The 14,267-nt window shown below is 71.5% G+C and carries 13 protein-coding genes; 9 read left to right on the top strand and 4 right to left on the bottom strand.

Annotation, left to right across the window (positions count from 1 at the left end; translation table 11 throughout):
- Positions 1–23 precede the first annotated feature (23 nt).
- The 3 genes from ACIGJO_RS24000 (at position 24) to ACIGJO_RS24010 (ending at position 3,668) form a co-directional block, all read left to right on the top strand.
- Positions 24–1,070 carry a hypothetical protein gene (locus ACIGJO_RS24000; protein ID WP_399961175.1) on the top strand — a complete coding sequence of 349 codons (1,047 nt, stop codon included), beginning with the start codon at positions 24–26 and terminating at the stop codon, positions 1,068–1,070.
- Positions 1,071–1,143: 73 nt separating this feature from the next.
- Positions 1,144–2,298: a hypothetical protein gene (locus tag ACIGJO_RS24005; protein WP_399961280.1), complete on the top strand. Its 1,155-nt coding sequence runs from the start codon at positions 1,144–1,146 to the stop codon at positions 2,296–2,298.
- 14 nt (positions 2,299–2,312) lie between these two features.
- The gene (locus tag ACIGJO_RS24010) at positions 2,313–3,668 is read left to right on the top strand and encodes a hypothetical protein (protein ID WP_399961177.1); all 1,356 of its coding nucleotides are present in this window, start codon (positions 2,313–2,315) and stop codon (positions 3,666–3,668) included.
- A 167-nt stretch (positions 3,669–3,835) separates the two neighbouring features.
- Here ACIGJO_RS24010 and ACIGJO_RS24015 read toward each other — a convergent pair whose 3' ends face one another.
- Positions 3,836–5,323, bottom strand: coding sequence for a peptide MFS transporter (locus ACIGJO_RS24015; RefSeq protein ID WP_399961179.1), 1,488 nt, complete (start codon positions 5,321–5,323; stop codon positions 3,836–3,838).
- 495 nt (positions 5,324–5,818) lie between these two features.
- Between ACIGJO_RS24015 and ACIGJO_RS24020 the strand changes: the two genes are divergently transcribed.
- Positions 5,819–6,496, top strand: a complete 678-nt coding sequence (locus ACIGJO_RS24020; RefSeq protein WP_073726400.1) for a response regulator transcription factor — start codon at positions 5,819–5,821, stop codon at positions 6,494–6,496.
- Positions 6,497–6,636: 140 nt separating this feature from the next.
- Complete coding sequence (locus ACIGJO_RS24025) at positions 6,637–7,902, top strand: ATP-binding protein (protein WP_399961181.1); 1,266 nt, start codon at positions 6,637–6,639, stop codon at positions 7,900–7,902.
- Between the two features lie 64 nt (positions 7,903–7,966).
- On the opposite strand, the gene ACIGJO_RS24030 is transcribed toward ACIGJO_RS24025, so the two are convergent.
- The gene (locus tag ACIGJO_RS24030; RefSeq protein WP_399961183.1) at positions 7,967–8,500 is read right to left on the bottom strand and encodes a GtrA family protein; all 534 of its coding nucleotides are present in this window, start codon (positions 8,498–8,500) and stop codon (positions 7,967–7,969) included.
- A gap of 126 nt (positions 8,501–8,626) precedes the next feature.
- Here ACIGJO_RS24030 and ACIGJO_RS24035 point away from each other — a divergent pair, with 126 nt between their 5' ends.
- From ACIGJO_RS24035 to ACIGJO_RS24045, 3 genes are read left to right on the top strand one after another with little or no spacing between them, the layout of a single operon-like run.
- A complete protein-coding gene (locus tag ACIGJO_RS24035; RefSeq protein WP_399961282.1) occupies positions 8,627–9,826 on the top strand; it encodes a 5-(carboxyamino)imidazole ribonucleotide synthase in 1,200 nt (399 codons plus the stop codon).
- Entirely contained in the window at positions 9,823–10,395 is a 573-nt protein-coding gene (gene purE / locus ACIGJO_RS24040) for a 5-(carboxyamino)imidazole ribonucleotide mutase (RefSeq protein WP_399961185.1), read from the top strand. Before ACIGJO_RS24035 ends, purE begins: the two co-directional genes overlap by 4 nt.
- 7 nt (positions 10,396–10,402) lie before the next feature.
- Entirely contained in the window at positions 10,403–11,596 is a 1,194-nt protein-coding gene (locus tag ACIGJO_RS24045; protein WP_399961187.1) for a dipeptidase, read from the top strand.
- Between the two features lie 110 nt (positions 11,597–11,706).
- Here ACIGJO_RS24045 and ACIGJO_RS24050 read toward each other — a convergent pair whose 3' ends face one another.
- The gene (locus ACIGJO_RS24050) at positions 11,707–12,078 is read right to left on the bottom strand and encodes a VOC family protein (RefSeq protein WP_399961189.1); all 372 of its coding nucleotides are present in this window, start codon (positions 12,076–12,078) and stop codon (positions 11,707–11,709) included.
- A gap of 109 nt (positions 12,079–12,187) precedes the next feature.
- Here ACIGJO_RS24050 and ACIGJO_RS24055 point away from each other — a divergent pair, with 109 nt between their 5' ends.
- Positions 12,188–12,721 carry a CGNR zinc finger domain-containing protein gene (locus tag ACIGJO_RS24055; RefSeq protein WP_399961191.1) on the top strand — a complete coding sequence of 178 codons (534 nt, stop codon included), beginning with the start codon at positions 12,188–12,190 and terminating at the stop codon, positions 12,719–12,721.
- 118 nt (positions 12,722–12,839) lie between these two features.
- Here ACIGJO_RS24055 and ACIGJO_RS24060 read toward each other — a convergent pair whose 3' ends face one another.
- A complete protein-coding gene (locus tag ACIGJO_RS24060) occupies positions 12,840–14,183 on the bottom strand; it encodes a UDP-glucose dehydrogenase family protein (RefSeq protein WP_399961193.1) in 1,344 nt (447 codons plus the stop codon).
- Positions 14,184–14,267: the final 84 nt, after the last annotated feature.

Below are 14,267 nucleotides of genomic sequence, written 5' to 3' on the forward strand. Positions count from 1 at the left end.
CGCCAAGGGAGCGGGAGTCGTCCATGCCGCCGTTGACCTCGTACGCCGCCCGAGTGGCGCTCACCGTACTGCTGTGCGCCCTCTCCGTGGCCCCGGCGACGGCGGCCGACAGCGCTCCGCGTTCCTCCGCGCCGTCCGCCTGGGAGGCGCGGCCGACGTCCGGGACCACTCGTACGGGCGAGGGCGGGCGGCCCTACTTCTACCTGGAGGGCGCGCCCGGAACGGTCCTCCAGGACCGGCTCACGGTGACCAATCCCGGCCGGTCCCCGCTCACCGTACGGCTGCGGGGGGCCGACGCGGACCGGGGGCGGGACGGGGACGGGGAGCCGGTCGTACGGGATGCGGGGAAGGGCGCGGGCGCCGGGGCGTGGCTGCGTTTCGCCTCGCGGAAGGTGACCGTGCCCGCCCGGACCCGCGCCGAGGTGCCGTTCGCCCTGACCGTGCCGCCGGACACGGAGCCCGGCGACCATCCCGGGGCGATCCTGGCGGAGAGCGGGGGCCGTGCGGTGGGCGTCCGGGTCCATCTGCGGGTCAGCGGCCCGACACTGGCGGCGCTCAGTGTGGAGGACGTCGCGGTGTCCGGGCGGACCATCCGCTACACGCTGGTCAACCGTGGCAACGCGGCCCTGACCCCTCGTCTGTCGGTGAGCGCCGACGGGATGTTCGGCGCGCTGCTGCGCCGTGAGGCCCGCACGCTGCCGAGGGAACTGCTGCCCGGAGAGCGGGTGAAGCTCACCGAGCCCTGGCGGGACGCCCCCGCCCTCGACTCCGTCACCGTCCGGCTGCGGGCGACGGCCGCGGGCGGCGCGCACGGCGAGGCGTCGGCCTCCGCGACGTACCTCTCCCCGGCCCCGCTGGCCGGCGGCGCGCTGCTGGTCCTCGCCCTCCTCGCCGCCGCGGGCGCGTACCGGCGCGGGCGCCGACCCGGGCGCGGGCTCCGGCTTCGTCCCCGGCCCGGACGCGGGCGGAGACATCCCGCGCCGGACGGCGGTACGGGGGACGAGACGGCCTCCGGGCATGAACAGGACTCCGACGACAGGCACGTGGCGAAGGCGGGAGCGGAGACGTGAGGGATGAGACGTGAGGGATGAGACGGACATGCGGTGTGCGGGGGGTGCGGGAGGTGTGGGAGGCATGAGGGGCATGAGGGAGCCGGCCGGGCCGTCCCGCCCGGCACGGATCGGCCGTCGCGGAGGCTTCGCACCGCTGCCCGCGCTGCCCGCGCTGCTCGCCACGCTGCTGCTCGTCCCCCTGCTCCCCGTGCTGCTGCTCCTGGGTTCCTCCGGTGCCCGCGCGGCGGACGGTGAACCGAAGGTCACCCTCTCCAAGGACGAGGCGGGCAAGGGCGGTGAGATCACCGTCAGGGGCAGCGGCTGGCGCGCCGACACACTGCTGACGCTCCTGATCTGCGGGCAGTCCACACCGGACAGGGGGGTGATCGGCGGCACCAACTCCTGCGCCAACGCCGAGGGGCGGGCCGTCACCACCGACAAGTCGGGTGCTTTCAGCAAGAAGATGCCGGTCTCCGAGCCGCCGAAACCCTGCCCGTGCGTGGTGCATGTCGCCACGGTCACCGGGGAACAGGCCCTGACCGAGGCGGTGTTCACGGTCGCCGGGCACCCGACGGCACCGTTGCCGAAACCGGACGGCGGGAAGCTCGCGGTGCTGGCCACCACCCGCCTGGAAGGGGACAGCTCGCTCCTCACCTGGTTCGGCGCCCCGGCCTCCCGGCGGCTGGTCCTCACCGTCGGCAACCTCGGCTCCGCTCCGGTCGAGGACCCCGTGTTCCAGGTCGGCACCTCCCACGGTGTGTACGCCCCGCAGTGGGAGGAACACCAGTGGCGCGGCACCGTCGCGCCCGGCCGCAAGGCGCGGATCGAGCTCCCCGTCGAACTGGCCGCCGGAGCGCACGGCGACTACCGGATCTCGCTGAAGTACGGCACGAAGGTGCTGGCCGAGCAGCCCTGGGGAGTGGGCCGCCCCTGGGGCGTCCCGCTCTTCTGGACCCTGCTCTGTGCCGTTGTGCCGGCCGCCGTCTTCCGTATCGGCATGGCGGTCGTGGACAAGGTACGGCCCCGCCCGGACGGGGCGGGGGCCAGGACGGGACGCCACCGCCATCCGCAGCTGTCCGAGGTGACCGCGAGACTGCCCGGCCTGCGCCGCGGGGACGGCACCGCGCCCGCGCGGCCGTCCGCCGCGGACCCGGCAGCCACGACCACGACCACGGCCGCGCTGCCGTGGTTCACCCGGGATTCCGCACCGTCAGACAACAGACCCACGACGAAGGGACATTCGTGAGTACGCAACGGAGGATGAGCGCGGCCGGAGTCGCGCTGATGCTCGGCGGCGCGGGCATACTGCTGGCCGCGAGTCCGGTCCAGGCCGCTGACGTCTCGTACGCGACGGAGTGCATTCCGCCGCCCATTTCGGGACTGCCCGCCGTGCAGGGCACCACCGAGGTGCAGCTGACCGCGCCCGCCGAAGCCAAGGTGGGCGACGAGATCGAGGTCGTCTGGAAGACGGTGGCGGCCGCTTCCAAGAACCCCGACATCCTCGACCTGGACGAGAACACGGTGAAGCCGACCGGCACCGTCAAGGTGGGCGGCGCGGCGAGCGGTGACCTGAAGATGGAGGGGCCGCGGCAGAACCCGCCGATCCCGAAGAACAGCGCCATGCTGCTGCCGGACATGAAGGGCACGCTGAAGCTGGACAAGGCCGGCGAGATCACGCTGACTCCGGACGCGTACAGCATCAACGTGTCCAAGCCGATCTCCACGGACACCAAGTGCGCCCCGAAGGAGGCCGTCCGGCCCGGGGCCACGATCAAGGTGACGGAGGGCGGCGGCACCACCACCGGCGGCACGTCCGACGGCGGCACAACGAATGGTGGCACCACGGACGGCGGTACGACGGACGGCGGTACGAACGCCGGAGGGACGACCTCCGGCGGTACGGCGGCCGGCGGTACGGACTCCGGGGGCTCCACCGCGTCCGGCGGTTCCACCGGGGGCGGCGGTGGCGAGTCGGACTTCCCCGGCAAGGAGGTGTCCGTCGCGTACGCGTGCAAGACGCCCATCGGCGACAAGAACGCGACCTCCCCGGTGAAGATCAGCGCCAAGAAGAGCGGCGGCAGTTACGCCCTCACCGTGAAGTTCAGCAAGTCGGTGATGGACAGCCCGATCGACATCCCGGCGAACCAGGTGAAGCCCTCGATGGAGGTCAGGCTCGGCGGCGCGGACAAGGGGACCGTCCATGTCGAGGGCCCCCTGAACAAGGAGGTCATCAAGACCGGCGCACCGATTGACATCCCCGATCTCACCGGTACGTACAAGCCGGGCGCGAGCGGGAAGTCCACGCTCAGCCCCGGTGTCCTGACCGTGATGGCCGCCGGTACGACGACGACCTGCACCCCGCCCTCCGGGGTCGCGGTCTCGCTGGAACTGGACACCTCCGCCCAGCCGGGCGGCGCGTCCGGCGGTGACACGGCGGGCTCCGGCGGCGCCGGGGCATCCGGAGGCGGTACGGACTCGGGCGGCGGTCTGGCCGACACCGGGGCCGAGAGCGACGGCGCCCTGCGGGCACTCGGCCTGGTCGCCGGTACGGCGATCCTGCTGGGCGGCGCGGTGTTCACGTTCACCCCGTGGCGCAGGCTCCGCGGGACCCGCTGAGGCAGCACACGACGAAGGGCCGCCGCACCGGTCTCCCGGTGCGGCGGCCCTTCCCCGTACGGCTCGGCGTTTCCGTACGCCTCGGACGTCCCCGTACCCCTCAGACATCCCCGTACAGGCCAGATGCCTCGTACGGGCCGGTACGCGTCAGTGCGGGCCGGTACGCGTCAGCGCACATCGCCCATGAGGGCGGTGACCTTCTTGCGGTACATCCAGATCGCGAACCCGGCCAGGATCGCGAGCGCCGCTTCCAGCCCCACCATCCCGGTCCTGTTCAGGTCCACCCCGGCCAGCGAGAGCAGGCTGGTGGTGCAGTCGCCCGCGGTGACGGCCAGGAACCAGACACCCATCATCTGGCTGCCGTACTTCGCCGGAGCCATCTTCGTGGTGACCGAGAGGCCGACGGGGGAGAGGCACAGCTCACCGACGGTCTGGAGGAAGTAGATCGAGACCAGCCACATCGGGCTGACCTTGTCGCCGTCCGAGGTCAGCGTCAGCGGCATCATGAAGACGAGGAAGGACACACCGACCAGGAACAGGCCCGAGCCGAACTTGACGACCGTGCTCGGCTCCTTGCCGCGCCGGTTGAGCGCCAGCCAGATCCAGGCCACCACCGGAGCCAGCGCCATGATGAAGACCGGGTTCACCGACTGGTACCAGGAGGTCGGGAAGTCCAGGCCGAACAGGCTGTTCGTGGTCGAGGACTCGCCGAACAGCGACAGCGTCGAGCCGCCCTGGTCGTAGATCATCCAGAAGACGGCCGCCGCCACGAAGAACCAGATGTATCCGGACATCTTCGACTGCTCGGTGGCGGAGAGGTCCTTGTCCCGCTTGATCCGCGCCAGCACGGCGACCGGAATGACCAGACCGGCGACGGTGATCGGGACGAGTGCCCAGTTCAGCGTGTAGACATCCGTGGCCACCAGGACGCCGTAGAAGACGACGGCGGCGATCAGCCACAGCAGACCCTTGCGCAGGGTGGAGCGGCGTTCCTGGTCCGACAGCGGCTTCGGGACGACGCTGGAGCGCGCGTCCAGGTGCCGCGTACCGATGAGGAACTGGGCCAGTCCCAGCGCCATGCCGAGCGCGGCGATGGCGAAGCCGAGGTGCCAGTTCACCTTCTCGCCGATCGTGCCGATGACCAGCGGGGCGGCGAAGGCACCGAGGTTGATGCCCATGTAGAAGACGGTGAAGCCGCCGTCGCGGCGCGGGTCGTCCGGGCCGGAGTAGAGGTGGCCGACCATCGTCGAGATGTTGGCCTTCAGCAGCCCGGAACCGAGCGCGACCAGTCCCAGACCGGCGAAGAAGGTCCCGGTGCCGGGCAGGGCCAGCGTCAGATGGCCGAGCATGATGACCGAGGCCGAGACGGTGACCGTCTTGCGCGGCCCCCAGACGCGGTCGCCGAACCAGCCGCCGGGCATGGCGAGCAGGTAGACCATCGCCATGTAGATGGAGTAGATCGCGGTGGCGGTGGCCACGTTCATGTCCAGCCCGGAGCTGGAGACGAGGTAGAGCGGGAGCAGGGCCCGCATGCCGTAGAAGCTGAAGCGCTCCCACATCTCGGTCATGAAGAGAGTGGCCAGGCCGCGGGGGTGGCCGAAGAAGGTCTTTCCGCCGGTAGTACTGGCCGAATCCTTCGTCAGGCTGGACGCCATGGTCGATCCTTGCTGGTCGGGACGCGTCGCCTGGTCTGCGTTACGCGCCCGGTGGGGGGTGGCCGGCACCGGCACGGCGAGCCCCGTCCCCGCGCCTGCAAGGGGGATTCGCCCCGTGCACCGGACTCCGTTGGGGAGAGTCCGGCGCCGTGGGCGGGGGAAGAACCGCGTCGGGATCCACGCCCGGCGCGCGTTCTCGCGCTCCGGGCCCGGCCCACAGGTCATTCACTCAGGTCAGGACCGGCGCTCGGCCGGCCCGCATACAAAAAAGACCTTTGGCGCTTAAAGCTGCCCAAAGGTCTTTGAGTAGTGCAACAGGCGTCGAGACACCATACGACACGCCACGCCCCGATATGGAAGGACATGAGATGTGGATCACAGGTGTGAGTGGGATGGCAGTCGTCCATTCGAAGGTTCACACCGCCTTACAGGTCTGACCCGCAGGCCTTGGCGAGCGCCTCACCCCCGGCGGCCCGTGCGGTCTACCATCACCACATGACCCGTGTACTGCTCGCCGAGGACGACGCATCCATCTCGGAGCCGCTGGCCCGCGCACTGCGTCGGGAGGGTTACGAGGTCGAGGTCCGTCAGGACGGTCCGACCGCGCTCGACGCCGGACTCCAGGGCGGTGTCGACCTGGTCGTCCTCGACCTGGGCCTGCCCGGGATGGACGGCCTCGAAGTCGCCCGCAGGCTCCGTGCCGATGGTCACACCGTGCCGATCCTGGTGCTGACCGCCCGCGCCGACGAGGTCGACACGGTGGTCGGCCTGGACGCGGGGGCCGACGACTACGTCACCAAGCCGTTCCGCCTCGCCGAACTGCTGGCCCGGGTCCGCGCCCTGCTGCGCCGCGGCGCCACCGAGCCCGCCCCGCAGCCCGCCACCCACGGGGTCAGGATCGACGTCGAGTCCCACCGGGCCTGGATGGGCGAGGAGGAGCTCCAGCTCACGGCGAAGGAGTTCGACCTGCTGCGGGTCCTGGTCCGGGACGCCGGCCGGGTCGTCACCCGCGACCAGCTGATGCGCGAGGTCTGGGACACCACGTGGTGGTCCTCCACCAAGACGCTCGACATGCACATCTCCTGGCTCCGCAAGAAGCTCGGCGACGACGCGGCCAACCCGCGCTACATCGCGACCGTCCGGGGCGTCGGCTTCCGGTTCGAGAAGAGCTGACCCGGGCAGAGCCTGTCCGGGAAGAGCCGGTCCGCGCGGAGGAGCCGGTCCGCGCGGAGGAGCCGGTCCGGGAAGAGCCGGAGCGGGAAGTCCGGGATCCGAGAGTCGTTCCGAGAAAGAGCTGACGAGGCGAAGCCCCCATGCGCCGTCGACTGATCAATTCCACGCTCGCCGTGGTGCTCGTCGTGATCGCCGTCTTCGGCGTCTCCCTGGTCATCGTGGAGACCCGCACCATCAGCGCGGGCGCCCAGGAGAGCGTGGACACCGAGGCGCTGCGGCTGATCAGCGTCGTCGAGAGCCGGCTGCTGGGGGAGGAGCGGATCAACCCCCGGGTGCTGGCCGAGCAGGTCGACTCCAGCCGCTACGCGCTGGTCGAGATCCCCGGCCGCGACCCCATCGAGGTCGGGGAGCGCCCCTCCGGGAGTGTCATCCGCAGCTCGGAGCGGGGTGAGCAGGGCGAGAAGGTCACCGTCGAGGAGTCCCGCTCGGCCGTCACCCGTGAGGTCGGCCGGACCCTGCTGATCATCGGCGCGGTGGCGCTGCTCGCGATCGTCTCCGCGGTGCTCCTCGCCGTACGCCAGGCCAACAGGCTGGCCTCGCCCCTCACCGACCTCGCCGAGACCGCCGAACGCCTCGGCTCGGGCGACCCACGCCCCCGCCACAAGCGCTACGGGGTGCCGGAGCTGGACCGGGTCGCCGATGTGCTGGACTCCTCGGCCGAGCGGATCGCCCGGATGCTGACGGCCGAGCGGCGGCTCGCCGCCGACGCCTCGCACCAGCTGCGCACCCCGCTCACCGCGCTCTCCATGAGGATCGAGGAGATCTCCGTCACCGACGATCCGGACACGGTGAAGGAGGAGGCGAACATCGCCCTCACCCAGGTCGAGCGGCTCACCGACGTGGTGGAGCGGCTGCTGACCAACTCCCGGGACCCGCGTACGGGCTCCGCCGTCGTCTTCGATCTGGACGAGGTCGTCAAGCAGCAGATCGAGGAGTGGCGCCCGGCCTACCGCAGCGCGGGCCGGGCCATCGTCTGCTCGGGCAAGCACGGGATGCGGGCCGTCGGCACCCCCGGCGCGGTCGCCCAGGTCCTGGCGGCGCTGATCGAGAACTCCCTGATGCACGGCGGCGGCACCGTCGCCCTGCGGACCCGGGTCACCGGCAACCAGGCGGTCATCGAGGTGACGGACGAGGGTCCCGGCGTCCCCGCCGACCTCGGGGCACGGATCTTCGAGCGCACCATCAGCGGCCGCAACTCCACGGGAATCGGCCTGGCCGTCGCCAGGGATCTCGCGGAGGCGGACGGCGGGCGGCTCGAACTGCTCCAGCAGCAGCCGGCGGTCTTCGCGCTCTTCCTCAGCCGGGTCGCCCTCAACCGCAAGGACCCGGAGCGCCCGGTCCGCTGAACGCCCACAGCCGACGGCAGTGGCGTACGCGGTCAGTGGCTCACGGCGTCGGTGGCGTACGGGTTCAGTGGCGTACGGGGTCCGGCGCGGCGGTGTCCGGGGTCATCGGGTCGGAGGGTCCTCGCTGTTCCAGAAACCTCTCCGCGCTGAGCACGGCCTCCTCGGCGGGCAGCGCCTTGAACACCCAGGTGCGGTAGGACCAGAAGCGGAACAGCGTCGCGATCCCGATACCGAGGATCTTGAAGACATTGCTCTGGACCGGGCTGTTCCAGCCGAAGCCGTACGTCGCCACGTACAGCACACCCGTCTCGATGACCGCGCCCACCGCGCTGAACAGCAGGAACAGCATCAGTTCGCGGGTCCGGCCGGTCTTGTCACGGTCCCGGTAGGTCCAGTGACGGAAGCCCACGTAATTGAAGAGGATGGCGACACAGGTCGCCATCAGACCGGCCCGCACCACCGGAATGTCCGTGGTGCGCCAGATCAGGTTGGAGACGGCGATATTGACCACGAGGCCGAACGCGCCGACCGCGCCGAACTTGGCGACCTCCCGGGCCAGCAGATCAAGCCGGGTCCGCAGTGCGCCCCGTTCGCTCATGGTGATCGCTCAGCCCCGTCCGTAGGTCCCGTCAACCCCGTCATGCTATCCAGCACTCCCGTGTGATGCCCCTGTGATGCGTGTGAGCGGCGAAGATGCCTGTGTGATGCCTGTGAGCGGGGGACGATCCGGACAGCGGCGGGGGAGCTCCGGCACGGCGGATACCCTGGGAGCGTGACGTTCCCGGTAGTCGGCATGGTCGGCGGCGGTCAGCTCGCCCGTATGACCCACGAGGCGGGCATCCCCCTCGGCCTGAAATTCAAGCTCCTCAGTGACACTCCCCAGGACTCGGCCGCCCAGGTGGTGAGCGAGGTCGTCATCGGCGACTATCGCGACCTGGACACGCTGCGTGCCTTCGCTCAGGGCTGTGACGTGATCACCTTCGATCACGAACACGTCCCGACCGAGCATCTGCGTGCCCTGGAGGCGGACGGCATCCCCGTGCGCCCCGGCCCCGAGGCCCTGGTGCACGCCCAGGACAAGGGGGTGATGCGTGCCAAGCTCACGGAGATCGGCGTGCCCTGCCCCCGCCACCGCATCGTGAGCGACCCGGCCGACGCCGCGGCGTTCGCCGAGGAGGTCGGGGGCTTCCCCGTCGTCCTCAAGACCGTGCGCGGCGGCTACGACGGCAAGGGCGTGTGGGTGGTCCGCTCCGAGGCCGACGCCGCCGACCCGTTCCGGGCCGGGGTCCCGGTCCTGGCGGAGGAGAAGGTCGACTTCGTACGGGAGCTGGCGGCCAACATCGTCCGCTCGCCGCACGGCCAGGCCGTCGCCTACCCGGTCGTCGAGTCGATCCAGACCGACGGCGTCTGCGACACGGTCATCGCCCCGGCACCCGGGCTCGACGAGACGCTGGCCGGAGAGGCCCAGCAGCTCGCCCTGCGCATCGCGGCCGAGCTCGGCGTCGTCGGCCACCTCGCGGTGGAGCTGTTCGAGACCCGGGGGCCCGACGGCAAGCCCGGCATCCTGGTCAACGAACTGGCGATGCGCCCGCACAACTCCGGGCACTGGACCCAGGACGGCGCGATCACCTCGCAGTTCGCCAACCACGTACGGGCCGTGCTGGACCTGCCGCTGGGCGACCCGCGCCCGCGCGCCCCCTGGACGGTCATGTGCAACGTCCTGGGCGGCGACTACCCGGACATGTACCAGGCGTATCTGCACTGCATGGCCCGCGATCCGCAGCTCAAGATCCATATGTACGGCAAGGACGTGAAGCCCGGCCGCAAGGTCGGACATGTCAACACCTACGGCGACGATCTGGCGGACGTGCGGGAGCGCGCCCGGCACGCGGCCGACTACCTGCGAGGAACGATCACCGAATGACTTCCCCCGGCACCGCCACCGGCACCCCCGCGGGCACCTCGCCCGCCACCGGCCCCGTCATCGGCATCGTCATGGGCTCGGACTCCGACTGGCCCGTGATGGAAGCGGCCGCGAAGGCGCTCGACGAGTTCGAGATCCCGTACGAGGTCGACGTCGTCTCCGCGCACCGCATGCCGCGCGAAATGATCGCGTACGGCGAGCAGGCGGCCGGCCGCGGGCTGAGGGCGATCATCGCGGGCGCGGGCGGCGCGGCCCACCTGCCCGGCATGCTGGCCTCCGTCACCCCGCTGCCCGTCATCGGTGTCCCGGTCCCGCTGAAGTACCTGGACGGCATGGACAGCCTGCTCTCCATCGTGCAGATGCCCGCGGGGATTCCCGTCGCCACCGTCTCGGTCGGCGGAGCGCGCAACGCGGGCCTGCTCGCCGCGCGCATCCTCGCCGCCCATGACAGCGAGCTCCGGACCCGGATGGAGGACTTCCTTCAGGAGCTCAACGACCAGGCGACCGAGAAGGGCAGAAGACTGCGGTCCAAGGTAGAGGGTTCGGACTCCTTCGGCTTCGGAAAGTAGGCGCCCGGTGGACCACCTGGACCGGGCCCGGGAGCTCCTCGCCGCCCACCCCGTCGTCGACGGCCACAACGACCTGCCGTGGGCGCTGCGCGAACAGGTCGGCTACGACCTCGACGCACGCGACATCGCCACTGATCAGACCGGCCTCCTGCACACCGACATCCCCCGGCTGCGGGCCGGCGGCGTCGGCGCGCAGTTCTGGTCGGTCTACGTGCGTTCGGACATGCGTGGCGACGAAGCCGTCAGTGCCACCCTCGAACAGATCGACGTGGTCGTCGAGCTGCTGGCCCGCCACCCCCAGTACCTGCGGCGTGCGCGGAGCGCCGACGACATGGAGCGCGCCCGCTCCGAGGGCCGGATCGCCTCCCTGATGGGTGCCGAGGGCGGCCACTCCATCAACAACTCGCTGGGCACCCTGCGCGGCCTGTACCGGCTCGGCGTCCGCTACATGACGCTGACCCACAACGACAACATCGACTGGGCGGACTCGGCGACCGACTCCCCGCGCCTCGGTGGCCTCTCGAAGTTCGGCCGCGAGGTCGTACGGGAGATGAACCGCATCGGCATGCTGGTCGACCTCTCCCATGTCGCGGCCACCACGATGCGGGACGCGCTCGCCACCAGCACCGCGCCGGTGATCTTCTCGCACTCCTCCGCCCGTGCGGTCTGCGACCACCCGCGCAACATCCCGGACGACGTGCTGGGCGCGCTGCGGGCCAACGGCGGTGTCGCGATGGCGACGTTCGTCCCGAAGTTCGTGCTGCCCGCGGCCGGTGCCTGGACGCTGGCCGCCGACCGGAACATGCGTGAGCACGGCCTGCACCACTTGGACACCACCCCGCAGGCCATGCGTGTCCACGAGGACTTCGAGGCGGCCTACCCCCGCCCGGTGGCCACCGTGGCGACCATCGCCGACCACCTCGACCACATGCGCGCGGTCGCCGGTATCGACCACATCGGCATCGGCGGCGACTTCGACGGCACGGCGTTCCTCCCGCGGGGTCTGGAGGATGTCTCCGGCTACCCGCGCCTGATCGCCGAACTCCTCGCCCGAGGCTGGTCGGAGACCGACCTGGCCAAGCTGACCTGGCGGAACGCCGTACGGGTGCTGCGGGACGCGGAGGCCGTCGCCCGGGACATCCAGACCCGCCGCGGCCCGTCGCACGCCACGATCGACGTGCTGGACGGTCCGGTCGTCTGACCCGTTGTCGCGGGGACCGGGTCCGGGCCGGACCCGGTCCCCGCACACGTATGGCGGCCGGCCGTCAGGCGACGGCCGTCAGGCGGCCGAGCGGCCGAACCGTCCGGCCGTCAGCCCGCGCAGAGACAGAACGGGTGACCGGCGGGGTCCGCGTAGACCCGGAACGACCGCTCCCGGTCCGCCGCGTCCAGCACCCGCGCACCCAGCGCGAGCACCTCGCTCTCCGCCGTGTCCAGATCCGGCACCGTCAGGTCCAGGTGGAACTGCTGGGAGCCGTCCGCGCGTGGCCAGCTCGGCGGTACGAAGCCGGGCGCGGCCTGGAACGCGAGCGGAGTGCCCGTGCCCCCGGAGAGCTCCACCCAGCTGTCCCCGTAGTCCTCGGCCCTCTCGACGGTGCCGCCCAGCACGGCGGCGTAGAAACCGGCGAGTGCGACGGGATCGGGGCAGTCCAGTACGACGGTGCCCAAGGTGGCGATGGCCATGATGCGTCTCCTCCAGGGTCGGAACCGAGCGTCGACACGGTTACCTGTATACCCGGGGCATGGGGTAACCGTTACCCCATGCTCCCGTATCGGAGGTAACGTCGCAACCATGAATGAGAGGGCCGCCGCACCCGGAGCACTCGTACTGATCGAGGACCTGGTGAACACGCTGGACATCGAGACCGGTGCGGATGCCCTGGACACGGCGGACGGCCGCGCGGCGTTCGGCCTCACCGCGGACGGGGTGCCCGGCGCCCGCGACCTCCGCGAGGCGCTGCGCGCCGCCTGTCTGGCCCACGCGGGCCACCGGACCCCCGCGGGCGCCCCGGCGCCGCCCCCGCTCGACGAACTGCTGGCCGCCGCGCCGCTGCGCGTATCGGTGGACGCGGCGGGCGCGGCGTCGCTCCGGCCCGTCACCGCCGCCGCCGGGGCCACCGGCACCGCGGCCCTCACCGCACGGGTCGCCGAGGTCATCGCCGCCGCGGCGGCCGACGGGACCTGGCCGAGGCTCAAGGCCTGCGAGGCGGAGAGCTGCCGCTGGGCCTACTACGACCGCAGCCCGGCGGGGCGGCGCCGCTGGTGCTCCATGTCCGTGTGCGGCGCCCGCGCCAAGATGCGTGCGTACCGGGCCAGGCGCGGCTGAGGGCAACCGCGCGCTGTGCCGTCGGGCACCCGCCGCCGGGCGCCCGCCGGGGTGACGGGCGCGGCCGGGCGGGCCGTGGCCCGTCACTCCGGCCGGAAGAGCCCGGCCCGCGGCGTCCTCAGGCCTTCGGGCGGCCCATCGCCCGGTACGTCCAGCCGGCCTCGCGCCACACCGAGCCGTCCAGCGCATTGCGGCCGTCCAGGATGATCCGGTGGGACACGGCCTCGCCCAGCGCCGCCGGGTCCAGCTCACGGAACTCGCGCCACTCCGTGAGGTGCAGCACCACATCCGCGCCGCGCACGGCGTCCAGCGCCGAGTCCGCGTAGCCGAGCGTCGGGAACAGCCGCCGGGCGTTGTCCATGCCCTTCGGGTCGAAGACCGTGACCTGGCCGCCCTGGAGGTGGATCTGACCGGCCACGTTCAGGGCGGGCGAGTCCCGTACGTCGTCGGAGTCCGGCTTGAACGTCGCGCCCAGCACCGCCACCCGCCTGCCCAGGAAGGAACTGCCGCCCACGGCCTCCCGGGCGAGCTCCACCATGTGGCCGCGGCGCCGCATGTTGATGGAGTCGACCTCGCGGAGGAAGGTCAGCGCCTGGTCCGCGCCCAGCTCACCGGCGCGCGCCATGAACGCCCGGATGTCCTTGGGCAGGCAGCCGCCCCCGAAGCCGATCCCGGCCCGCAGGAACTTCTTCCCGATCCGCTCGTCGTGCCCGATGGCCTCGGCCAGCTTCACCACATCGCCGTCGGCGGCCTCGCAGACCTCGGCCATGGCGTTGATGAACGAGATCTTGGTCGCGAGGAACGAGTTGGCGGAGGTCTTCACCAGCTCGGCGGTCGGGAAGTCGGTCACCACGAACGGCGACCCCTCGGCGATCGGCGTCGCGTACACCTCGCGCAGCAGCTTCTCGGCCCCCTCGCTCGCCACGCCGACGACGAGCCGGTCCGGGTGCAGGGTGTCCCGCACGGCGAAGCCCTCGCGCAGGAACTCCGGGTTCCAGGCCAGCTCGGCGGCCTCGCCCGCGGGCGCCAGCTCCGCGAGCCGGGCCGCCAGCCGGGCGGCGGAGCCCACGGGCACGGTCGACTTCCCGACGACGAGGGCGGGCCGGGTGAGGTGCGGTGCGAGCGACTCGAAGGCGCTGTCCACGTAGCTCATGTCGCAGGCGTACTCGCCGTGCTTCTGCGGTGTGTTCACACAGACGAAGTGGACGTCGCCGAAGGCGCCCACCTCCTCCCAGGAGGTGGTGAACCGCAGCCGGCCGGTGGAGCCCTCGATGCCCTCGACATGCTTCTGGAGGATCTCCTCCAGCCCCGGTTCGTACATCGGCACTCTGCCGGCCGAGAGCAGCGCGATCTTCTCCGGCACGACGTCCAGCCCGAGGACTTCGAAGCCCAGCTCCGCCATGGCCGCGGCATGGGTGGCGCCGAGGTAGCCGGTGCCGATCACGGTGATCCTGAGGGCCATGGAGTGCTCCTGGAAGATGCGGACGGACGTGCGGAGCCGAGCATAGTCGGGCCCCCCGTCACGGGAATTTCCCTCTCTATTTGC

The organism is Streptomyces sp. NPDC079020 (genome assembly GCF_044542225.1).
Classification (GTDB): domain Bacteria; phylum Actinomycetota; class Actinomycetes; order Streptomycetales; family Streptomycetaceae; genus Streptomyces.

Bases quoted from the DNA above. Each gene is read 5' to 3' on its own strand.
- ACIGJO_RS24015 (WP_399961179.1), bottom strand. From the start codon at position 5,323: ATGGCGTCCAGCCTGACGAAGGATTCGGCCAGTACTACCGGCGGAAAG.
- ACIGJO_RS24030 (WP_399961183.1), bottom strand. From the start codon at position 8,500: ATGAGCGAACGGGGCGCACTGCGGACCCGGCTTGATCTGCTGGCCCGG.
- ACIGJO_RS24005 (WP_399961280.1), top strand. From the start codon at position 1,144: ATGAGGGAGCCGGCCGGGCCGTCCCGCCCGGCACGGATCGGCCGTCGC.
- ACIGJO_RS24010 (WP_399961177.1), top strand. From the start codon at position 2,313: ATGAGCGCGGCCGGAGTCGCGCTGATGCTCGGCGGCGCGGGCATACTG.
- ACIGJO_RS24000 (WP_399961175.1), top strand. From the start codon at position 24: ATGCCGCCGTTGACCTCGTACGCCGCCCGAGTGGCGCTCACCGTACTG.
- ACIGJO_RS24020 (WP_073726400.1), top strand. From the start codon at position 5,819: ATGACCCGTGTACTGCTCGCCGAGGACGACGCATCCATCTCGGAGCCG.
- ACIGJO_RS24025 (WP_399961181.1), top strand. From the start codon at position 6,637: ATGCGCCGTCGACTGATCAATTCCACGCTCGCCGTGGTGCTCGTCGTG.
- ACIGJO_RS24050 (WP_399961189.1), bottom strand. From the start codon at position 12,078: ATGGCCATCGCCACCTTGGGCACCGTCGTACTGGACTGCCCCGATCCC.
- purE (WP_399961185.1), top strand. From the start codon at position 9,823: ATGACTTCCCCCGGCACCGCCACCGGCACCCCCGCGGGCACCTCGCCC.
- ACIGJO_RS24060 (WP_399961193.1), bottom strand. From the start codon at position 14,183: ATGGCCCTCAGGATCACCGTGATCGGCACCGGCTACCTCGGCGCCACC.
- ACIGJO_RS24055 (WP_399961191.1), top strand. From the start codon at position 12,188: ATGAATGAGAGGGCCGCCGCACCCGGAGCACTCGTACTGATCGAGGAC.